The organism is Achromobacter sp. NPDC058515 (assembly GCF_042721735.1).
GTDB lineage: Bacteria > Pseudomonadota > Gammaproteobacteria > Burkholderiales > Burkholderiaceae_B > Achromobacter.
The window spans coordinates 100,867-121,459 of record NZ_JBHXNI010000014.1 but is presented as its reverse complement, the minus strand read 5'-3'; the positions used below and the strand labels follow the sequence as shown (position 1 = coordinate 121,459).

Below are 20,593 nucleotides of genomic sequence, written 5' to 3'. Positions count from 1 at the left end.
CGGGCACCAATGGTATTTACAATTAATGCAAATTGCATCTTTTTTCACACCCTCCCCCACACCGCCCACCACTGCCTCCATGCCGTTCCGGTCGCTGCGTAGCAAGATTTTTGTTCTGGTCGTGGCGCTTCTTGTGGCGGTGGCTGCGTTTGTGATGCTGACGTCGCAGCGCAATGTGACGCGCACGGTCATGAACAGCGAACGCCACGCCGTCAGCAACGTGATGGAGCTGGTGCTGCGCGATGCCGAGGCCCGCTGGGGCGCTCTGCTGACCGACAAGATATCCACCGTGCGCAGCGGGCGCCGCCAGCTGATGCAGACCGGCACGGTGGTGGCCGCCGCGCTGAACTCCTACGCCGACCTGGCCGAGCGCGGCATCATGACGCAGGGCGCGGCCAAGGGCATGGCGCGCGCCTGGATCAACCGGCTCAAGCTCGACGACCGGCGCTACGCCTTCGTCTACGACGCCGATTTCCAGGTCCTGGCCAGCGGCAATCCCGAGATGATCGACCGCGACCTGTCGGAGCTGTCGGATTTCAAGAACCGCCCGCTGGCCCAGGCCCTGTACGAAGAGAGCCGCACATCCGGCTACGGCTTCGCCATCTACCGCTGGCCCCCTTCCGCCCAACGCGGCGACAGCGAAACGCGCTATGCCTACTTCGGCTATTTCCGCCCGTGGAACTGGGTGTTCGCCATCACCGACAGCGCGCACGACGTCATCGAACAGATCCAGACGCGCCGCGAGCAAATGGAAAGCTCGGTGCGCGCCACGCTGTCCAAGCTGACCCTGGCGCAGTCGGGCTTCATCTTCATCGCCTCGGACGACGGCCGGATGATCGTGCCGCTGCCCGACAAGCAGGCCGGCCTGCTGGACGCCACGAACCCGCAGGGCGAGTCCCTGCGCAGCCTGCTCGCCCGGCAGCAGGCCGGAGACAAGCTGCAGAGCCTGTCCTTCGACGGCGGCGGCGGCCCGTGGCGGATCGACAGCGCGCGGTTCTCGCCGCTGGGCTGGACACTGGTGGCGGCCGTGCCCGAAAGCGACCTGACCGCGCCCGCGCGCGAACTCCTGAACCGCCAGGCCCTGATCTTCGTCGGCATGATGCTTGTCGCCCTGGTCTGCGCCTGGCTGATGGCGGCCCGCGTCGTGCGCCCGCTGGAAACGCTGACCCATTACGCGCGCCTGCTGCCCGAGCAGGACCTGACCGCGGCGTCCAGCGTCCCCGCGCACATCGCCGCGCTGCCGGACAAGCACAAGGACGAGGTCGGCCGGCTGGCCGCCTCGTTCCTGTTCATGGACCACAAGCTGCGCGAGAACGTGGCCCGGCTGATGCGCGAGACCACCGCCCGCGAGCGCTTCGAAAGCGAGCTGAACATCGCCCGCGCGATCCAGCTCGGCCTGCTGCCGGTGCCGCTTTCCAGCGCGATCCGGGACCAGGTCGACCTGAGCGCGGTGATGCTGCCGGCCAAGGAAGTGGGCGGCGACCTCTACGACTACTTCACGCTGCCCGACGGGCGGCTGTGCCTGGCGATCGGCGACGTGTCCGACAAGGGCGTGCCGGCCGCGCTGTTCATGGCGGTGACCCGCACGCTGATCCGCGCCACGGCCGAGGACGAGACCGACCCGGCGCTGATGATGCAGAAGATCAACAACCGCCTGTCCGAGAACAACCCCAACATGATGTTCGTCACGCTGCTGCTGGGCGTGCTGGACCTGACCACCGGCGAACTGCAATGGGCCAACGCGGGCCATCTGCCCCCGGTGGTGGTGGGCGCGGACGGCGCGGTGCGCCTGCTGGAAGGGCGCAGCGGCCCGGCCTGCGGCGTGCAGGAAGACCTGGAGTACCGCAGCCTTTCCGAGGTGCTCGCGCCCGGCGAGATGCTGGTGGGCTACACCGACGGCGTGACCGAGGCCGTCAACCCGAACGACGCCCAGTATGGCGACCCGCGCCTGCTGGCCGTGCTGTCCAATCCCCCCGTTGCCTCGGCCAGCCTGGCCAAGCGTCTGCTCGAAGACGTGCAGGCCTTTGCCGATGGCGCGGAACAATCCGATGACATCACATTGATTGTGATCCGCCGCCCATGAAGAATTCGCTGTCCACCCTGATGCTGTGCCTCTCCTTGCTGGCGCCCTCGGCGGGCATGGCGCAGGCGGCGGCGCCGGCCACCGCCGCCGCCCAGGTGTTCCCCACCAAGCCCACCCCCAAGCCGGACGGCAAGAAATGGCGCATCGGCTATTTCGAAAGCGGCGACTACAGCGAGTATCCGCGCACCTTGCGCGTGACCGTCGACGGCCTGCAGAAGCTGGGCTGGATCAGCGTGCCCGCGATTCCCGACGGGCTCAACGGCGAACAGATGTGGCAGTTCCTGGCCGACAACGCGCGCAGCGACACGGTGGAGTTCGTGCGCGACGCCTGGTGGCAGCCGGGCAATTTCGACGCCTCGAAACGCCCCGCGGTGCGCGAGGCCATCAAGCAGCGCCTGGCCGACAGGCGCGACCTGGATCTCATCATCGCCATGGGCACCTGGGCCGGCCAGGACATGGCCGGGATGGGCGCGCCGGTGGCCACCGTCGTGGCGTCCACCAGCGATGCCGTCGGCGCGCGCATCACGCGTTCGGCCCAGGACAGCGGCCTGGACAACCTGCATGCGCGGGTGCAGCCCGAGCGCTATCAGCGCCAGGTGCGCCTGTTCCACGAGATCGTGCCCTTCAAGCGCCTGGGGCTGGTCTATGAAGACAGCCCGGAAGGCCGCACCTACAGCGCGGTCGAGGCCGTGGAGCAGGTGGCGCGCGAGCAGGGCTTCGAGGTGCACGCCTGCAACGCGCCGTCCAACGGCATCGCCGCCGATCTCGCCACGCGCAACGCCGTCGAATGCTATGCCAAGCTGGCGCCGCAGGTGGACGCCGTCTACGTCACCGTGCATCGGGGCGTGACCCCGGCGTCCATCGACACAATCGCCGAGATCTTGCGCCAGGCGCGCGTGCCCAGCTTCTCGATGCTGGGGTCCGAAGAGGTCAAGCGCGGCTTGCTGCTCAGCCTGGCCCAGGCGGACTACTCGTATGTCGGCCTGTTCCATGCCGAGACGATCGCGCGCATCTTCAACGGCGCCAAGCCGCGCGAGCTGTCGCAGGTGTGGATCGACCCGGCCAAGATCGCGCTGAACCTCGAAACCGCGCGCGTCATTGGTTTCGATCCGCCGGTGGATATCCTGCTGGCGGCCGACGAAGTCTATGAAACGCAGTAACAATGCGGCGGCAATGCCGGTAACGCTGTGTGTCCAAATGCCCTTTCCGGCTGGCCTGGCGCGCCGAATGACATAAAATGGGTCACGTGTCGTTGGCCGTGGAACTAATGCCGCACTCGGGTTACTCAAGCCCTAGAGCTACTAGACCTCATATGGGCCCGATTCAGGACACGCCGGATTTCTTGGCTGCATGACAATTTCATCGGTTACCCCTTCGTCGCCGTTCATCCCCCTGGACACCTTCGCCAAAGCCGCGGAAGGTGGTCAGGACGTATACGTCGACATCTCGGGCGACAAGCTGCAACTGCTGGGCATGGGCGCCACGCCCGGCGGCCGCAGCGTGGCGTGGGTGGCCCCCAATGTCGACACCACGTCGATGTTCGCGCAGGCGCTGGCCCAGAGCTACGGCCAGGGGATCGCCAGCGCCGTCTCGCGCGAACTGGGCCTGGAGCCGAACCCCGGCAAGCCCTTGTCCGCCCGCACGGTGGCGGCTGCCATCGACATGGCGGAAACGTCCAGCCATGCCCTGTCCGGCGTGGACTTCATGACCCGCCTGGCCACGTCCGCGGCCGGCAACACCCCGGCATTCCAGCAGGCCTGCAACGATGCGGGCGTCGCGCCGTCCAGCCTGGACGCCGCCAGCCGCGCCGCGCTGGACCAGTCCATGGAGGCGCGCTTCGACCAGGCCGCCCGCTCGGGCCAGAGCCCGGTCTCCTTGGCCACGGCCGCCGGATGGCTGCGGGATCTGCTCAAAACCGGCTAGTTTCCACCAGACGGAATACCGCTTGGGCTGCTTACTTGTTTTTACAAATCCAGCCCGAAAAACCCGGCTTTTGGCGCAATATTTCGATTTTCGAAATATTGTGACGGGGGGAAGCTGCGATAATTCGCCACATAAGTAGTAACTTGTAGCTTAAAACTCGTTTCTTTTCTCTCATTCCATGACCAATCCCAGCGATTGCACGCCCGCTTCCCCGGAAGCGGATATGCCGCCCATTCGCGCAAACGGCGAAGAGCCGGGATGGGATTCGGGTGAAGATTATCTGTTGCGCGACCTCGTGCGCGATCACTCCAGCCGGCTGCAGCGCTTCATCATCAAGCACATCGGCAACAGCACCGAGGCCGAGGACCTGGCCCAGCAGGCGTTCGTGGAGGCTGCGCGCTCCTACCGCAGCTTCCGCGGCGAATCGCAACTCTCTTCCTGGCTCTACGGCATTGCGCTGAACCTGGTGCGCAACCACCTGTCGCGCGCGCCGGAACGCCGCCATGACTTCGTCAGCGACAGCGTGCTGCAAGACCATGCGTCTTCCGACCTGTCGCCCGACCGCGTGCTGGAGCAGAACCAGACCATGGCGCTGCTGCAGGAGTCGCTGGACGAACTGCCCGAGAACATGCGCGACATCCTGCTCATGGTGGGGCTGGACGATATTTCCTACGAAGAAGCGGCCGCGCTGCTGACCGTGCCCATCGGCACCGTGCGCAGCCGCCTGTCGCGCGCGCGCGCGGCGCTGCGCGACAAGATGGCCCAGAAGGGCCTGCGCCTGGACGACTAGGGCGCCCTGCCCGTCCCCGGCGCCGCCACCGGCTCCACCTGAATCACCGGCCCCTGCGTGACGTTCGATTTGCCCTGCAGCACCGGCTGCGCCGACGGCGCGCCTTGCAGCCACTCCGACACCCGCAGCGGTCCGCCCGCGCCGCGCACTTGCACGTTGGGGCCGAACAGCACCCGCGTGCGCTGGCCCTGCGCCAGGTCCAGGTACTGGCCCGCCGTCATCGGCGTATCGCTGCCCCAGGTCGCGTTCAGCACCGGCGCGGTGTTCGGCGAGCCGGGCAAGGCCACCACCTCGCCATTGACGGCGACCACCCTCGGGCGGATAAGGAAGAGGCGCTCGCGGCGCTGCACCGTCTTGGACTTGTTCGAGAAGAAAATGCCCAGGCCCGGGATGTCTCCCAGGAACGGCACCTTGTCCACCTGCTCGGAATTCTGGCTGCTGTTGTAGCCGCCGATCAAGAGCGTCTGGTCGTTGCCCACCACGGCCAGCGTGCTGATGTTGCTCTTGCGCACGGTGGGCAGGCCGTCGATCGGGCGCTCTTCCTGGATGCGGCCGTCCTCGATGTCCACTGTCAGCTCGACCCGCGCGCCGTCCTTGGACTCGATATGGCGCGGCGTCACCCGCAGCGAGGTGCCCACCGTGACGGGCGTCACCGTCGCCACGCGTTCGCCCCGGGTCTGGATATAGAACGTGTCCGACAGGTCGATCATGGCGCCCAGGTTGTCGGCCGTCAGGATGGACGGCTGCGACAGGATGTTCGCCTGCCCCTTGGTCTGCAGGGCGCGCAGCCGCGCCACCAGGCTGGTGCCCACGCTGACGCCGATCGTGCCCGGCGACAATGCCGCGGCGCCGTCCACCGGCAGGCCGCCGCTGGGCGTCAGGGCCAGGTTGCCATAGCCGAAGCTGGTGGTGCCCGCGCGCGCGCCCCAGTTCACGCCCAGCTCGTTGACCAGATCGGAGTTCACATCGACGATCATGGCCTCGATCTCGACCAGCGTGCTCGGCAGGTCCAGCTGTTCGATCAGGCTGCGGTAGATGGGAATGCGGTCGGGAATGTCCTGCACGATGATGGCGTTCAGGCGCGCGTCGGCCTGCACCGTCGGCTCGCGCAGGCGCAGCCCCGCCTTTGCCGGCGCCGGGCCGCCGCCGGCCGCGGCAACCGTGGGTGCGCTGTCGGCGGCCGGGCCGCCGTTGACCTGCGGGAAGGCCGGCGGGTTGTCGCGCAGGGGCGCGGCAATGGCGGACAGCGTTTCGTTGTTGTTGCCGCCGCCGCCGCCCGTGATCAGGTTGCGCAGCACGGTGGACAGGCCCGGCGTCACGACCTTCTGGTCGCGGTAGCTGATGGTGCGATCGTTCACCGACGCATGCTTCAAGCGGAACACCGCCACCTGCTGGCCGCCCGCGCCCATGGGCAAGGCGGCCACGGTGCGTTCGACCAGGTCCACATAGCCCGGGGGGCCCGAAACCAGGGCGATGCCCTGGTCCGGCAATTCGCCCCAGCCAAAGCGGGGATCCAGGATGCCCAGCTGCTGCAAGGCCTGGCGCAGCGCGCTGATGGAGCTGCCCATGGCGCTGACCGAGCGCGTCTTCATATCGTTCGTGCGGCTGACGAACAGCGTGCCGGCGTAGACGAACCAATTAAATCCGTACACACCGCCCAGCCGGTCCAGGAATTCGGTGGGCGAGTTGGCGTTGAACTTGCCGTTGACGGTGCCCGCCACGCTGGGCCCCATCTGCAGCGACAAGCTGAAGCCGCCGGCGAATTCGCGCAGCAGGGTCTGCAGGTTCTCGTCCCGCGCGTAGTAGCTGTAAGGCACGTTGGCCCAGTTCGGCGCCGCCACGCTTGCGCCACTCACGCCCAGCGACAAGGCGGTCGCCAGAATCATCCGCTTAAACACGCTATCTCCTCGGGTAAAAGTCCCGGAATGTTTTTTCATGCCAGCCGCCGCACCGCGCCGGCCCAGAAGGACAAGGCATTCGCAAACGCGCCGATGGCTTCGTCCAGCGCCAGGGGGCTGCTGTCCGGACTCAATGTCTGCTGCAGCCACAGCGTGCGGCCTTGCGGGTCGACCACGCAGGCGGCCGCATGGCGGCTCAGCATCCCCGCGGCCAGCCTGCCGATCTCGCGCACCAGTTCGTCGCGCGCCGCGCTCTGCTCGGGCAGGCCGCAAAGGCGCGACGTCATCGCCAGCCAGCCATGGGGCGCGGGATGCAGGTGGATGCGAAACGTGTCGTCCACCACCACGGTGAGCCGGCCATCGGCGCGCGCGGGCAGAGGCAGGCCGTGACGGCTCGCATAGGCTGAAATCAGGGGGTGGGCTGCGCTCATGGCTGGGATTCCGGATTCGCGGCCATCTTGCGCACCAGCCGCAACACTTCGGCGACGGGCTCGATCAGCTCGCTGGGGATGTACTGGTCGGCTTGCGCGGTCGCCATCAGGGCGCGCGCCAGCGGAATGTTCTGCATCACGGGCACGCCCGCCTCGCGCGCCGCCCGCATCATCTGTTCGGCAAGCGCGCCCTCGCCCTTGGCCAGCACCATCGGCAACGGGGTCTCGTCGGGCTGGTAGTAGATCGCGACCGCAAGGTGGGTGGGATTGGTCACCAGCACCGACGCCTTGCGCGCGCTGTCCACCGCGCCGTGCATCACCATTTCCTGGTGCAGGTGCTTGCGCATGTGCTTGATGTGGGGGTCGCCCTCCATCTCCTTGAATTCCTGCTTGACGTCTTCCTTGCTCATCATCAGCCCCTTGCGGTACTGCATGCGCTGCCAGACGAAATCGGCCAACGAGATCACCACGTAGGCAAACGCGATATTCACGACCAGCGTGCGCATCATGCTGCCCACGCCGGCCTCCAGCCCCGCCAGGCCGCTGTGCGGCACCGCCATCAGTTCCGGCAAAGCATCGCGCACAACCAGCGTCACCAATACGGAGAGAAACGCGATCTTGAGGATCGATTTCAGCAGCTCCACCAGATTCTTCTTGGAGAAGATGTTCTTCAGGTTCTCGATGACGTTGAGCTTCTTGGCCGAAGGCTTGAGCTTTTCGAACGCCAGCACCACGCCGACCTGCAGGAACTCCGAGAACATGCCCACGATCAGCACGATCAGCACGAAGGGCAGCACCAGCGCCACCGCTTCGCGCAGCGCGGCATCCAGCGCGACGGGCAGCGCCTGCTCGAACGGCATGCCCGTGAGCGTCGCCGGAATCAGGATGAGGCGGCCCAGCGACTCCACGATGCCGTGCGCGTTGCCCAGCATGTAGCCGAACATCGCCAGCACCAGCAGCGTCTGGGTGAAGTCCTTGCTGTGGGCGACGTCGCCCTTGCGCCGCGCATCGCGCAGCTTCTTGCTGGTTGGCTGTTCTGTCTTTTCGCCGCTCATGGCGCCCGCCATTGGTTGTCCAGGAACGGCAGCGCCGACCCGATCTGGCCGGTGGCCTCGGCGGCGTACTCGAACAGCGTGTTCATGTAGAGCACCAGCACCAGCAGGGCCAGCGCGCTCTTGATCGGCATGGCCAGGAAGAACACCTGCAGCTGCGGGGCAAAGCGGCTCACCAGGGCAAGACCGACCTCCGCCAGGAACATCGCGACGATCGCGGGCGCTGCAAACAGCAAGGTCAGGCGCAGGAAACGGCCAAGCTGGTCCAGCATCAGCGGAATGCTCTCCTTGCGCAGCGTGGGCGTCCACTCCCAAAGGTCCCACAGGCGGAAGCTGTCGTACAGCATGGTCAGCATCAGCGTAAAACCGCCGCCCACCAGGAAGAACACCATGAAGGCCTGGTTGAACAGGATGCCCATGGGCGAGGAGTCGTTGCCGGTGGCCGGATTGATCGTGGCGCCCAGGCTGGCGCCGCGCTGGTTGTCCACCACGAAGCCCACGGCCTCGAATATCCAGAACGGGATGGCCACCAGAAAGCCCATGACCATGCCGACGAAGACCTCCTTGACCACCAGCAGCGCGATCTCGACCGTGCCCAGGTCCATGACCGCATAGCGCGGGGCCAGCGCCGGCACCAGCACGATGCCGATCGCGGCGCACACCGCGTAGCGCAGCATGCCAGGCAGCAGCTGCCGGTTGAACAGCGGCAGCATCGCGCACAGCGCCAGTATCCGGGGCTGCGTCAAGGCCAGCGTGCCCAGGAATACTTTTGCTTCAGCGTAGGTGATGCCGGAGATCATCGATGCCGCCCCTAGTGGATCTTGTAGAAGAGGTCGAACACGGAAATCGTGAAGTTGTAGAGCTCGGCGCTGAGCCAGCGCGCCGTCAGCATGATCGTGGCGAACACGGCGATCAGCTTCACCGCGAACGACAGCGTCTGCTCCTGGATCTGGGTCAGCGCCTGGAACAGCGAGAACAGCGTGCCGACGATGGCCGCCACCGCGATCGGCGGCAGGGACAGCCACAGCACCAGGTACAGCGCCTGGGTCATGTAGGAGACGAGATCAACGGTTCCCATGGCGCGCTCAGCCGTAAGACAGCACCAGGCCCTGGATCAGCCGCGTCCAGCCGTCGACCATGACGAACAGGAACAGCTTCAGGGGCATGGATATCGTGACCGGAGACACCATCATCATGCCCATCGCGAGCAGGATGTTGGACACGATCAGGTCGATGATGACGAACGGCAGGTACAGCAGGAAGCCTATCTGGAACGCGGCCGTCAGCTCCGACACCAGAAACGACGGAATCAGCACCAGCAGGTCGTCCTGTTTCAGGTTGCGCGAGGCCTGCTCGCCCCACAGCTCGCGCGCCGTGCGCACGAAGAAGTCGCGCTGCTCGGGCCTGCTGTTCTTCATCATGAAGGCGCGCATGGGTTCCGCGCCCCGGGCCACCGAGTCCAGGATGCCTTCCAGCCGGTCGGGCGCCGGCTCGCCGGGCGCCGCCGCCGCGGGAGGCGCGCGCAGCTCGTCGCCGATCTGCATGACGACCGGCCCCATCACATAGGCCGACAGGATCAGCGCCAGTCCGTACAACGCCATGTTGGGCGGCACCTGCTGCACGCCCAGCGCATTGCGCACCAGGGTCAGCACCACCGCGATCTTCAGGAACGACGTGGTCATGACGGCGGCCAGCGGCACCAGCGCCAGCAGCGCCAGTACGACGGCCAGGCTGATGGGATCGGCGCCGCCGCTCATGCGCCCGCCTTGCCCAGGCTGCGCAGCGTCACGCCTATCCTGCCGTCGATCTCGACCAGTTCGCCCGTGCCCAGCAGCGCCCCGTTGGCGCGCACGATGACCGGGCCGTCCGCCAGCGGGCGTTCCAGGTCGAAGGTCTCGCCGGGCTGCAGCCGACGCAGCTCGCCCAGGGTGAGGTGGCGCTCGCCCAGCTCGAACGTCAGGCGCACGGGAATGGCGTCGATGTCGAACGGCGTCTGGGCGCCGGCTTCGGCGTCGGCCGGCGGTTGAGGCGTCTCGGTCATAAGGGAAGTCCAGCCTTGGGTAACGAGGTATGAGGATTGTTCAAGCCGCACGCGCAGGCCCTGCGCGCCGGCGGCCAGCCAGAGCTCGCCGTCCGGCGAGACCAGGTAGTGGTCCAGGAAGACCGTGTCGCGGACTTGCAGGCTGCGCAGCTCGGCGGCCGGCATGTCCGTCCAGCCCAGGCGCGCGCCGACGCGCACCGGCACCGCGTCCAGGGCCATGCCGTTGTCGGCGGGCTCGGCGCCGCCGACCAGCCCGGCCAGCAGCATCAGGCCCAGGCCGTCCGCTTCCAGGCTGGCATAGACCGTATCGCCGCTGGCGGGATTGCGGGCGGCCAGCGTCCAGGCGTGCGGCAGCGGCGCGGCCGCGCCGCCCAGTTCGACGACGCGCGCCGGGCCGCCGGGCGAGGACGCGCTCAAGGCCGCCATGGCTTCAGCCAGCAGGGTCTCGACGGCGGTCGCGAGCAGCGCCGCGGGCACCGCCCCGGCGTCCAGCCCCGGCAGCCGGGCGCCAAGCCAGGCGTGGGCGGCCGATGGCGGCAGCCCCACGCGCAGCCGGGCGCCGGCCCATTCCAGGTCGGCGGACAAGGTGGCGGACTGGCGTATCGCATCCGGCACGCCGGGCGTGAAGCCCAGGCGCCAGGCGGCGGGTTCGGCGTCCAGGCCGTCCAGCGGCGCCAGCACGACGCGCAGGTCGGCGCCGTGATGCGCGATCAGCGAGCGCGCGCGCGCTTCGTTGCCGCTCAGGCGCGGCAACGGATAAGAAGGCAAGGGGATATGCGTACTGGCGGTCATGGGGATTCAAAGGGAGTCAGCGGGACGGCGCCGGGGCGTCGGTCTCCGCCAGACAGGGATCTTCCGGGTCGTCGGTGCTGACGCGCACGCGCGTCGGCTTGTCCAGGCTCTGGGCAAGCTGCGCCGCCAGCTCGGGCGCCATGGCGCAAAGGCGCTCTCGCGAGCGCTCGCTGGCGCAGGTGAAATCGGCCACCGTGCGGCCTTCGTCTTCGTAGACCGACACGCTGACGCCGGGCAGCACATCGTCCTTCAATTCCACGCGCACCTGGCGGCGCCCCTGGCTGCCGTCGGCGACCAGCAACTGCTCGGCGCTCTCGCTCAAGGCCTGGGCCAGGGCCTCGGCCTGCCCGTCGCCGCCCGGGGCGGCCGCGCGGGCGCCGGCGCCGAACAGCGAGAACGGCGTGGATGCCGCGGGCGGCGCGGGCGCGGCGTCGGCATCGCCTTGCGACATGGCCTGCTCGAACGCCTGGCGGTCGGCGTCGCTGGCCTGCCGCCCGGCGGTTTGCCCGTCCGAGTTCGCCAGCGTCCTCGCGCCTTGGGAGATGGCCGTTTCCAGGCCGATGCGTCGGTCGATGCTCATGCCGGCTCGAACTCCTCGTGCTGCTCCCAGTCCTCGCGGTCGCGCGAGATGGACGCGGCCTCTTCCATTTCCAGGTCTTCCTTTTGTTCCAGCGACTTCAGGTGCTCGTCCAGATGGATGCGCGCCAGCTCCACGAACTTGCCCGTCAGCCGCACCGCGTGCTGATGCTGCTGGCGGCTGGCGGCCAGCGCCTGGCTTTCCTGCTCCAACTGCTCGACAGCGGCGTCCAGCGCCTGCTCGCGCTGGCGTTCGCCTTCGCGCAGCCCGGCCACGCCCTGCAGGACGCTTTCGATCTCGCGCACGCGCACCACGCGGCTGCACAGGTCGCTGTACATGGCCTGTTCGCGCCGCTCGGCCTCGTCGCGATACGACGCCAGCGCGGCTTCGGTGCCGCGCCTGGCGGCGTCCGCTTCCGCGTGGCGCAGGCGCTGCCGCGACACGGCGATTTCCGCCTGTCCCTCGCGGAACCGCTTGATGGCCAGCAGCTCGTCGAAAACGCTCATCCCGCCCCCACGATTCCGGTCATGCGGGACAAGGCCTCGGCCAGGGTCGCGCGCTCGTCGGTGCGCTGCTTTAGGAAGGTGTTGATCGCGCCGATCTTGTCGATGGCCTCGTCCGTGACGGCATCGCCGCCGCGCTTGTATTCGCCGATCTTCACCAGCAGCTCCACTTCCTGGTACTTCGCCATCAGCTCGCGCAGCCGCCCCGCCGCCCGCTTGTGCTCGGGCGTGATGACGGCGTTCATCACGCGGCTGGCGGAGGCCAGCACGTCGATGGCCGGATAGTGGTTGGACGCGCCCAGCTTGCGCGACAGCACGATGTGGCCGTCCAGGATGGAGCGGGTCTCGTCGGCGATGGGCTCGGTCATGTCGTCGCCTTCGACCAGCACCGTGTAGAGCGCCGTGATGGAGCCGTGCTCGTTCATGCCGGCGCGCTCCATCAGCTTGGGCAGCGTGGCGAACACCGAGGGCGGATAGCCGCGGCGCGTCGGCGGCTCGCCCGCCGCCAGGCCGATCTCGCGCTGGGCGCGCGCAAATCGGGTCACGGAATCCATCAGGAACAGCACGCGCTTGCCCTGGTCGCGGAAGTATTCGGCGATGGCGGTGGCGACGTAGGCCGCCTTGGCCCGCTCCATCGACGACTTGTCGCTGGTGGCGCAGACGATCACGCTCTTGCGGCGGCCTTCGCGGCCCAGCTCGTGCTCCAGGAACTCGCGCACCTCGCGGCCGCGTTCGCCGATCAGCGCCACCACGGTCACGTCCACGTCGGCGCCCTTGACCAGCATGCCCATCAGGGTGGACTTGCCGCCGCCGGCCGCCGCGAAGATCCCCATGCGCTGGCCTTCGCCGCAGGTCAGCACGCCGTCCAGCGCGCGCACGCCCAGCTCCAGGGGTTCGGAGATGATGCGGCGCTTCAAGGGATCGGGCGCCTCGGCGAACACGGGATAGAACTTGCTGGCCTCCAGCGGCCCGAGCTCGGCTTCGTCCAGCGGACGGCCCAGGCCGTCCAGCACCCGGCCCAAGAGGCCCGGTCCCACCGGCACCATGTGGGCGCGGCCCGTGGGGATGACCTCCGTCGCGGTGGAGATGCCGTACATGTCGCCGATGGGCGTGAGCAGGGCCGCGTCGCGCGCAAAGCCCACTACTTCGCCTTTCATCTCGAAATTCTCGCCGGGGTTGCGCAGAATGCAGACTTCTCCCACCTTCACGGTCGGAACCACGGCCTTGATGATGGTGCCGATCACCTGCGTGACCCGGCCCTTGATGCGCAGGGTCGGCGTGTCTTGCAGGGCAAGCGCCATCATCTCGGCGATGTAATCGAACTGGCGCATGGCTAGACCCGGCTGCCCAGCGTGCGCTGGAAGGCCTGGCGCAAGGCCTGGATCTGGCCTTCCAGGCTGGCCTCGACCATGCCGATCTCGCTTTCCAGGATGCAGGCGCCGCGGGCCAGACGGCCATCGGCCAGGATGTCCAGGTAGCCCACGCCGGGATAGGCGGCCAGCAGGTCGTTGATCTGTTCGCGCACGATGTCGACTTCGGCGGGATTCAGCCGCAGCGTCATCTGCTTCTGGTTGCGCACGACGGCCAGCGCGTTGCGCACCACCACCATGACCTTCTCGCGGTCGTCGAAGCCGTCCACGACCTTGCGGACCGCGGCCATCACCAGTTCCACCATTTCGTTCTCGACGCCGGCGAAGTACTCCACCGTGCGGCCGACCGTCTCGATCATCTTCTCGGCCTGGTCCAGCAGCGCCGACTCGCGGCCTTCGTCGTAGCCGCGCCGGCTCTCGGCCTCGAACGCCGCCTGCGCGCCGCCCACGATCGCGTCCGCCTGCTCGCGCGCCTGCGCCAGCAGCGCGCCGGCGTCGGCCCAGGCGGCCTGGTCCGCGGCGCGCAGCACGCGCGCGCCGGGGTCGATCCGTCCGGCCAGGACCCGGGGCGTCAGCGGATCGCGGGAAATGAGGAATGCCATAAGGGATCCGTGTTCTTCAGTATCGACAGCCCAAGCGACAGCGCTTGGGCGGCAGGCAGGGGGAACGCCTGGGCGGGCCGCTCAGGCAGCTTCAGTTCGGCGCGCAGCAGCAGCTCGGGGCCCGCGCCGCTCAGCGCGGCCCGCAGGGCGCCATGGCCCAGCGTATCGACGGCGGCGGCGGCCTGCTCCGCCGACCAGGCGGCGCTTTCCGGAATGCCGGCGTGCAGCGTCGCGGCGGTGCGGCGCGTGAAGTCCATCAGCTCGGCGCCCAGGCTGCCGATCAAAAGGCGCACCTCATCGCCCGCGATGGCGCGGCGCAGGCGCGGGCCGCACAGCGCCGCGCCCAGGCGCCGCGCGCACTGCGCCAGCGCGTCGGGCGCCAGCAGCGCCAAGGCCAGTTCCGGCCTGCCGGCGTCCGTCACCGGACGTCCCTGCAGCCCCAGCGCGCGCAGGATGTCCTGCGACCAATGACGGTGCCAGGCGGAGGCCAGCGCGGGCGCCGCGGCCAGCGCGTCCAGGACCGCAGGCGCCGCGTACGCCGCGTGGCGGCTGGGATGCAGGGTGCGGCTGGGCAGCTGGTTGAATGCCACCAGCCGGCGGTCCAGCGCGCTTGCCGCCAGCGTCATGATCCACGCGCCTCGCTTGCCGGTTCGCGCCGCACGGGCGTGCCGCGGACGGGCCTGCCGTAGCGCCACAGCAGCAGCCCGATCGCCCCGGCCAGCGCCAGCACCAGCAACACCAGCGCCACGAGCCACACGGTCAGCGCGCTGGCCGAGCTTTCCGATACTTCCAGGCCCATCACCTGGCGCGTGGCGTTGCCGGCCGCGGCGGACGCCGCCGGCTGCGCCGACACCAGCGCGATGGACACGCGGTCTTCGGTCAGGCCGGGAATCGCATGGGTGACCAGCTTGCGGATCTGCGGCTGCAGGGCGTCCAGGTTGTAGCCCGTCTGGTGCTTGATGAAGACCGCCGCGGTCGAGGGCGTGGTGTTCTCGCCCACGCCGCCGCGCTCGGGCAGCACCACATGCACCCGGGCGGCCAGCACGCCGTCCATCTGCGACAGCGTGTTGGTCAGCTCCTGCGACAGCGCATAGATGTAGCGGGCGCGTTCTTCCAGCGGCGAGGACACCAGGCCTTCCTTGCGGAAGATCTGCCCCATGCCGTCAAACCGCTCGCGCGGCAGCCCGCGAGCGCGCAGGATGTCGAGCGCGCGCGCCACCTGCTGGCCCTCCACCGACACCGCCACCCCCGTCTTGGTGGTGGCCTTCTGCGCCGAAATGCCTGCGTCCAGCAGCACCGACAGCACTTCGTTGGCCTCGCTTTCATTGGCGGCCGAGAACAGCTCCACCCGCGAGCCGCAGGCGGCCAGCACGAGCAACAGTCCCAGCAGCAGATAGCGCAAGCGGCCAAACAGCGCGGAACCCGGCGCGCGCGGCGCCGCGCCGGCGGACAAGCATGAAACGTATGGCATTACGACATCCTGACTAGCGAATCGATGTTCTGCGTCGTGCGCGACACAGCCTTGCTGACCATTTCGTAGTTCACCGACACGTGCAGCAGATCCGCCTGCAGCCGCATCATGTCGGCCACCGAGGGCTGCGCCGCCATGGCATCCAGCCGGCCCGAGATGCCCTGCCATTTCTCGGAGTATTCAGTGGTGGTGCTGCGCAGGCTGGCCAGTATCTGGTTGCCCAGCGTCTGCGGCGCCGCGTCCACGGGCGGGGCGAAGGCCGTTTGCAGCGCCGATTGCAGCCCGGTCAGCGTGGGCGCGCCGGCTTCCGGCGCGTTCATGACGGCGTTGAAACGTTCGGTGGCCAGCTGCGCCGGGGGGGTGGCCTGCGTGGTCAGCGCGGGCATGAGGGCAGCCGAAAGGGCGGCAATTTCCATGGTCAATAACTCCGTTCAGATTCGTTGCCGGCGCCGCCGGCCGCCGGATGCGCCGGCGCGTCCTGGCCCAGCAGGCCGCGCGCCAGCCGGGCGCCCGCCCCCTCGCCGTGCGCGGCCGCGTTCAGCACGCTGCGGCTCTGCCCCGCCCGGCCGTCCAGCTGCAGGGCCAGCCCCTGCCAGGCGCGCAGCAGGCCCTGGTCCTCGGCGTTGTCGCAGCGCGCCTGCTCCAGCAGCAGGGCGGCCTCGCCGGCGCGGCCGGCATTCATGCGGACCACGGCCAGGCCAATCAGCGGAAACCCCTTGCCGGGGCGCAGGCGCTTGAGCGCGCCGAAGATGATGTCGGCCCGCGCCACATCGCCGGCCGCGGCGGCCAGAAAGCCCACCTCGGTCAGCAGATGCGCGTCGTCCGCCTCAAGCACAAAAGCCGCCTCTGTCGAGACGGCTGCGGAATCGGCATCCCGGCGGGTTTCGGGCCGGTCGCTATTCATGCTGTGTCATGCCGTGCTTTCCTGTGAAACCAGGTCGCGCAGCGCGCGCGCCCTGCCTCCCACGTCGCCGGCTCCGCCCGCCTCGGCGTAGCGCACCAGCATGTCCAGGGTGGCCTTCGCCTCGTCGCCCCGGCCCGCGGCGAGCTGGCACTCGGCGATGCGCAGCGTGGACTGGACCGAATCGGGGAACAGCGTGGCGCACAGCGCGTTGATGTTGATGGCCTCGTCATGGCGCCCGGTCATCTGCAGGCACAGCGCCAGGCCGGAAAGATAGTGCCGGCGCGTGGGTCCGTATTGCGAGAGAAAGGCGAATACCGGCAGGGCCTGCGCATACTGGCCCTGCGCCACATGCGCATAGGCCAGCGCGTAGATCACTTCCAATTGCTCGGCGGTGAAGCGCCTGGAGGAAGGCAGCGCGTCCAGCCCATCGCAAAGGCGCTGGCCCAGTTCGGTACGAGCGGGTGTGGTCATTTTTGAGTTTCCTTGTGGCCGCGCGGTCAAACCGAGACGCGCTTGCCGAGGTTGGAGGTAATCTGCGCCATGCTGTCGGCGGCGCCGTTGATCATCTGGCTGACCGCCTGCACGCCGTCCTCCATCTGTTGCAGGACCTTCTTGATTTCCTCGCGGCCGTCTTCCATCTGCTGCTGCAGCTTTGCCAGCATGGCATCCAGCTCTTTCTTGGACGCCAGGATGTCTTCGGCCGCCTTCTGGTCCTTGGCCACGGCGATCTTCACCGCGCCCGAGCCCACGGCGGTCAGGCCCTGCACCACCTGCGCGGTGCCGGTGACCACGCCATTGGCGATCTTCACCGCCGACGACACGGCCGTGCCGCCGCCGGAGGCCACCGCGGTGACGATGCCGACGGTGACTGCCGCGGCCATGCCCACCACCATGCCGACAATGGCCGTGGCCTTGGGGTCGGCGCCGGCCAGCTCGCAGATGCCTGTCGCCATCGTGCCTAGCATCTGGGGTTCGATGAGCAGCGTCACCGGCATCGCCAGCGCGGCCACGCCGGCCATCACTTTGCCGATCTTCTCCGCCGTTTCCTTGTCCACGCCGCAAGCCTCCAGGAACTTCGAGGCGATCGTGCCCAGCAGGTTGCCGATACTGATCTGCGGACCGCCGCATTCCTGCGAGATCTGGTCCGCCAGCGAGATCGTCGAGCCCACCAGCGCCAGCGTCGCCAGCGCCAGCATCGGCGCGGCCGCGCCCGCCGACGCCACCGTGGCCGCGGCGGCCACCGCCACGGCGATCGCCGACGCGATCACCGCGAAGATCTTGCCGATCCAGCCGAAGATCTTGCCCAGGATGCCCTTGCTATCGGCCTCCTTGCATTTGTCGACCCATTCCTTGATCTTTTCGGCCTGCTGCTCGTTGTTCTTCTGCGCGTTGATGCGCGCCGTCTGCAGGGACTCCTTTGCGCCAGCCAGCTGCGCGTCCTGCGATTTGCTGCGGATCGAGCGCAGCAGGTCGATCATGTCGCCCGCCGACATCGGCGCGGCGGGCGACTGCAGCGCAGGGGCTCCGCGGGCGTTCGCGACGCCGTCGCCGCCAGGCGCGCGCTTGCCTTCGGTCAGGGTGGCGGCCATGTCCGCCAGTTCCTTTAGCAGGTCGGGATTGGCCGCGGCTGGCAGCGGCGCGGCCGATGCGGCGCCGGCATCCGGCTGCGGGAGCGGCACGCCGGCACCCGGCATGGCGGAATTGGAGCTGATCGCACTCATGATGGATTCCTTGATCGGTCGGCTGGGCGAGGCGCGTCAGATATTGCGGGCGATGCCGCGATTCGTTTCCACCCGCGACTGCTCAATGGAGCCGAGCTTGTCGCGGACGTCGCGGATCACATCCATCATCTGCTGCATCAGGTCATTGGCCTGCTGCACGGCCGACTCGTGGACCCTTGCGGACGCCTCAAGCTCCGCCTTGGACGCATCGTGTTCGGCTGCCTTGCTTTCCTGCGTGGCGTTGACGATCCCGCCAATGCCATTGGCGATGCCGCCGGCGCCCTGGCCGATGCCGGTAGCGAGCTGACCCTGCGCGGCGCTCCTTTGCGCGATGCCGTCCAGCGCCTTCGCCTGGTTCGCCAGCAGGGACTGCTGCGCGCTGTCCTTGGGCGCAAGCGCCGCGAGCTGCCCTTTCTCGCCGCTCTGGATCGTGGCGTTGGCGCCCTTCATGCTGCTGGCAAAGCCGATGGCGCCGGCCCCGATCTGCATCGCGCCGCCGGCGATCTGCATCGCGCCGGCCGCGATCGCGCCGATCATGCGGTCCTGCGCGGCATTGCGGATTTCCTGCGCGGCGCCCATCAGGTCGCTGACCTGCGCCTGCATTTCGGCGCCGCGCACTTCGCGCGCGGCGTTGCGCTGCTCCTGCGCGATCTTCTGGAACAACGCCATCACCGCATAGATGTCGCCGGCCACGTCGTCCGGGTTGAGCCTTGCCAGCATCTGGCTGACCTCCGCCGGCGGCGTCCCGCCGCTTTGCAGGCCGGGCGCCGGCAGCGATGTCACGGCTTCGCCGGGCAAGCCGCGGCCCGCTTGGGCCGCCGCATCCAGCATCTGGAACGCCGCGGCGGCGGGCGGAGCGGCCGGCGCCGCGGAGCCGGCGTCGGGCGTGGCCATCGGCAAAATGCCGCTGTTCGGAATTGCGCCTGAAATCGTCATGTCTCGGTCCCTTTCATTGCATTCTTGTCAGCAGCGCATGCCGCAGCGCCTGGGCGCGCGCCCGGACGGGTTCATGCGCTTCGGCCACACACAGGCTCAGCGCCAGCTCCAGCGATTCCGCAGCTTCCGGCAGCCGCTCCATGGCGACGAGGCATTCCGCGCTGTGGAACATCGGCAGCGGATCGTCCAGCGAAATCATGGCCGCCGCGCCGTACTGCACCAGGGCGTCGCTGTAGCGGTCCAGCATCTGCGATGCCCCGCCCAGCGCCATCAGGTAGCGCGGTTCAAGATGGTCGTAGATGACCAGCATCGAAAACGCCTTGAACGCGTCGCTGTAGCGGCCTTGCTCATACAGGCCATGGCCCAGCTGGTACAGGGCCTCGCACTCGGGCCGCGTCACGCCCTGGCCCGAGCCCAGCGTGCCGCCCTGCCTGAGCAGCGCGGACAGGTCCGATGCGGCCTCTTCAAAATCCCGGGCGTTGAAGTCCGGCGCTTCCCGCTGGCTCATGGTCTGCCTCTCCGTTATCCGGCTTCAGCGCTCAAACCATGAAGCGCGGCTTCTTGACGCCGCCCGTGCGCAGCGGCGCGGCAAAGCTCGCGCGCGCGGCCTCTTCGGCCACCTCGCGCTCCACCGCCTCCATGTCTTCCTCGAACTGGGCGCGGGCCTGGGCCGCGCCTTTGTCGTCCAGCTTCTCGGCCAGCACGGCTCGCACCTTTTCAGGGTCCAGGCCCTGGCTGCGGTAGAACTCGTCCGAAGCCTCAAGGGCCTGTTGCGCCGCGGCCGCCAGCTCGCCGGCCTCTTGGATCAGCTGCTGCGCGTCTCTTGCATTCGACATGGTGTGTATCCGTCTTGGAATCTGGAGGTATGGGGCCGCGCTTAGCGCATGTTGCCGATGATGGAGGAACGGCTGTCCTGCATCTTCTTCACGAAGTTCGTCATCACGTCGAAGGCTTCGTTGCGCTTGTTGGACAGGCTTTGCAGGCGCAGCATGTCCATCTGCTGGCTGTTGCCCATGGCGTCGATCATGCCCTTGACCTTATTGATGGCCGTGTCGATCTCGCCCTTGGTGGTCGAGCCCTGCATGATGTTCGTGCCGGTGGCCAGCATCGTGGCGGAAGGGTTGTCCGGATTGGTCAACTGCCCCTGGCGCGACGTAAAGCCCAGATCGGTAATGCCGGCCGCGCGGATGGCGTCGTTCAGCGGCACCTCGATCGACTTGACCTTGTCGCTGTTCCAGTCGGGAATCTTGTCCGTGCCCGAAGCGCCGCTCTTGAACTGCGCCAGCGCCTGGTTCAGGCTGGTCATGACCTCGTTCAGCTTCGCGATGCTCTCGTTGCGGTTCTGGACTTCCTGGATCTGGGTCTGCAGCTGGGCGTCCAGCAGCTTGGTGCGCTCTCCTTGCACCATCATCAACGCCGTTTCCAGATCCATGCCCTGCAGGTTCGTCAGCGACACGCCGCCGACCGCTCCCGCGCCGCCATTAAAGTTGACCGACATG

25 protein-coding genes are annotated in these 20,593 nt (G+C 68.2%); 4 read left to right on the top strand and 21 right to left on the bottom strand.

What is annotated here, in order from left to right; all coding sequences use genetic code 11:
* Positions 1–79: 79 nt before the first annotated feature.
* From ACFWP0_RS22360 to ACFWP0_RS22345, 4 genes are all read left to right on the top strand, one after another.
* Positions 80–2,083 carry a SpoIIE family protein phosphatase gene (locus ACFWP0_RS22360; RefSeq protein ID WP_377845748.1) on the top strand — a complete coding sequence of 668 codons (2,004 nt, stop codon included), beginning with the start codon at positions 80–82 and terminating at the stop codon, positions 2,081–2,083.
* A complete protein-coding gene (locus ACFWP0_RS22355) occupies positions 2,080–3,243 on the top strand; it encodes an ABC transporter substrate-binding protein (protein WP_377845746.1) in 1,164 nt (387 codons plus the stop codon). Before ACFWP0_RS22360 ends, ACFWP0_RS22355 begins: the two co-directional genes overlap by 4 nt.
* A gap of 190 nt (positions 3,244–3,433) precedes the next feature.
* Positions 3,434–4,006, top strand: coding sequence for a hypothetical protein (locus ACFWP0_RS22350; protein ID WP_377845744.1), 573 nt, complete (start codon positions 3,434–3,436; stop codon positions 4,004–4,006).
* A gap of 223 nt (positions 4,007–4,229) precedes the next feature.
* The gene (locus ACFWP0_RS22345) at positions 4,230–4,796 is read left to right on the top strand and encodes an RNA polymerase sigma factor (RefSeq protein ID WP_377845742.1); all 567 of its coding nucleotides are present in this window, start codon (positions 4,230–4,232) and stop codon (positions 4,794–4,796) included.
* On the opposite strand, the gene sctC is transcribed toward ACFWP0_RS22345, so the two are convergent.
* The 21 genes from sctC to ACFWP0_RS22240 are packed head-to-tail and all read right to left on the bottom strand — an operon-like array spanning position 4,793 to position 20,592.
* Positions 4,793–6,682, bottom strand: coding sequence for a type III secretion system outer membrane ring subunit SctC (sctC, locus tag ACFWP0_RS22340; RefSeq protein ID WP_377845911.1), 1,890 nt, complete (start codon positions 6,680–6,682; stop codon positions 4,793–4,795). The two genes, ACFWP0_RS22345 and sctC, sit on opposite strands and share 4 nt — an antisense overlap.
* Before the next feature lie 47 nt (positions 6,683–6,729).
* On the bottom strand, positions 6,730–7,125 hold the full coding sequence (locus ACFWP0_RS22335) for a CesT family type III secretion system chaperone (protein WP_377845739.1): 396 nt from the start codon (positions 7,123–7,125) through the stop codon (positions 6,730–6,732).
* Positions 7,122–8,180 carry a type III secretion system export apparatus subunit SctU gene (gene sctU / locus ACFWP0_RS22330; RefSeq protein WP_377845738.1) on the bottom strand — a complete coding sequence of 353 codons (1,059 nt, stop codon included), beginning with the start codon at positions 8,178–8,180 and terminating at the stop codon, positions 7,122–7,124. Before sctU ends, ACFWP0_RS22335 begins: the two co-directional genes overlap by 4 nt.
* Complete coding sequence (sctT, locus tag ACFWP0_RS22325) at positions 8,177–8,977, bottom strand: type III secretion system export apparatus subunit SctT (protein ID WP_377845736.1); 801 nt, start codon at positions 8,975–8,977, stop codon at positions 8,177–8,179. Before sctT ends, sctU begins: the two co-directional genes overlap by 4 nt.
* Positions 8,978–8,988: 11 nt before the next feature.
* The gene (gene sctS / locus ACFWP0_RS22320) at positions 8,989–9,255 is read right to left on the bottom strand and encodes a type III secretion system export apparatus subunit SctS (RefSeq protein ID WP_008163300.1); all 267 of its coding nucleotides are present in this window, start codon (positions 9,253–9,255) and stop codon (positions 8,989–8,991) included.
* 7 nt (positions 9,256–9,262) lie between these two features.
* Positions 9,263–9,934, bottom strand: a complete 672-nt coding sequence (gene sctR / locus ACFWP0_RS22315; protein ID WP_377845732.1) for a type III secretion system export apparatus subunit SctR — start codon at positions 9,932–9,934, stop codon at positions 9,263–9,265.
* Entirely contained in the window at positions 9,931–11,010 is a 1,080-nt protein-coding gene (sctQ, locus tag ACFWP0_RS22310) for a type III secretion system cytoplasmic ring protein SctQ (RefSeq protein WP_377845730.1), read from the bottom strand. The genes sctR and sctQ overlap by 4 nt, the downstream gene beginning before the upstream one ends.
* A gap of 16 nt (positions 11,011–11,026) precedes the next feature.
* Complete coding sequence (locus ACFWP0_RS22305) at positions 11,027–11,590, bottom strand: hypothetical protein (protein WP_377845728.1); 564 nt, start codon at positions 11,588–11,590, stop codon at positions 11,027–11,029.
* Positions 11,587–12,093, bottom strand: coding sequence for a type III secretion protein (locus tag ACFWP0_RS22300; RefSeq protein WP_377845726.1), 507 nt, complete (start codon positions 12,091–12,093; stop codon positions 11,587–11,589). The genes ACFWP0_RS22305 and ACFWP0_RS22300 overlap by 4 nt, the downstream gene beginning before the upstream one ends.
* Positions 12,090–13,421 (bottom strand): type III secretion system ATPase SctN, encoded by a 1,332-nt coding sequence (sctN, locus tag ACFWP0_RS22295; RefSeq protein WP_377845724.1) that lies wholly within the window; start codon positions 13,419–13,421, stop codon positions 12,090–12,092. Before sctN ends, ACFWP0_RS22300 begins: the two co-directional genes overlap by 4 nt.
* A gap of 2 nt (positions 13,422–13,423) precedes the next feature.
* Complete coding sequence (locus ACFWP0_RS22290) at positions 13,424–14,062, bottom strand: HrpE/YscL family type III secretion apparatus protein (protein WP_377845722.1); 639 nt, start codon at positions 14,060–14,062, stop codon at positions 13,424–13,426.
* Positions 14,032–14,688 carry a SctK family type III secretion system sorting platform protein gene (locus ACFWP0_RS22285; protein ID WP_377845720.1) on the bottom strand — a complete coding sequence of 219 codons (657 nt, stop codon included), beginning with the start codon at positions 14,686–14,688 and terminating at the stop codon, positions 14,032–14,034. The genes ACFWP0_RS22290 and ACFWP0_RS22285 overlap by 31 nt, the downstream gene beginning before the upstream one ends.
* Positions 14,685–15,533, bottom strand: coding sequence for a type III secretion system inner membrane ring lipoprotein SctJ (sctJ, locus tag ACFWP0_RS22280; protein ID WP_377845718.1), 849 nt, complete (start codon positions 15,531–15,533; stop codon positions 14,685–14,687). Before sctJ ends, ACFWP0_RS22285 begins: the two co-directional genes overlap by 4 nt.
* Positions 15,533–15,949 carry a type III secretion system inner rod subunit SctI gene (gene sctI / locus ACFWP0_RS22275; RefSeq protein ID WP_377845716.1) on the bottom strand — a complete coding sequence of 139 codons (417 nt, stop codon included), beginning with the start codon at positions 15,947–15,949 and terminating at the stop codon, positions 15,533–15,535. Before sctI ends, sctJ begins: the two co-directional genes overlap by 1 nt.
* 2 nt (positions 15,950–15,951) lie before the next feature.
* The gene (locus tag ACFWP0_RS22270; RefSeq protein WP_377845715.1) at positions 15,952–16,437 is read right to left on the bottom strand and encodes a hypothetical protein; all 486 of its coding nucleotides are present in this window, start codon (positions 16,435–16,437) and stop codon (positions 15,952–15,954) included.
* A 6-nt stretch (positions 16,438–16,443) separates the two neighbouring features.
* Positions 16,444–16,908 (bottom strand): tetratricopeptide repeat protein, encoded by a 465-nt coding sequence (locus tag ACFWP0_RS22265; protein WP_377845713.1) that lies wholly within the window; start codon positions 16,906–16,908, stop codon positions 16,444–16,446.
* 26 nt (positions 16,909–16,934) lie between these two features.
* Positions 16,935–18,158: a type III secretion system translocon subunit SctE gene (gene sctE, locus ACFWP0_RS22260; protein ID WP_377845711.1), complete on the bottom strand. Its 1,224-nt coding sequence runs from the start codon at positions 18,156–18,158 to the stop codon at positions 16,935–16,937.
* Positions 18,159–18,194: 36 nt separating this feature from the next.
* Positions 18,195–19,094, bottom strand: a complete 900-nt coding sequence (sctB, locus tag ACFWP0_RS22255) for a type III secretion system translocon subunit SctB (protein ID WP_377845709.1) — start codon at positions 19,092–19,094, stop codon at positions 18,195–18,197.
* Between the two features lie 13 nt (positions 19,095–19,107).
* Positions 19,108–19,602, bottom strand: coding sequence for a SycD/LcrH family type III secretion system chaperone (locus ACFWP0_RS22250; protein ID WP_377845706.1), 495 nt, complete (start codon positions 19,600–19,602; stop codon positions 19,108–19,110).
* Between the two features lie 31 nt (positions 19,603–19,633).
* A complete protein-coding gene (locus ACFWP0_RS22245) occupies positions 19,634–19,930 on the bottom strand; it encodes a hypothetical protein (protein ID WP_377845704.1) in 297 nt (98 codons plus the stop codon).
* Positions 19,931–19,971: 41 nt separating this feature from the next.
* Positions 19,972–20,592 carry a hypothetical protein gene (locus tag ACFWP0_RS22240; RefSeq protein ID WP_377845702.1) on the bottom strand — a complete coding sequence of 207 codons (621 nt, stop codon included), beginning with the start codon at positions 20,590–20,592 and terminating at the stop codon, positions 19,972–19,974.
* Position 20,593 lies beyond the last annotated feature (1 nt).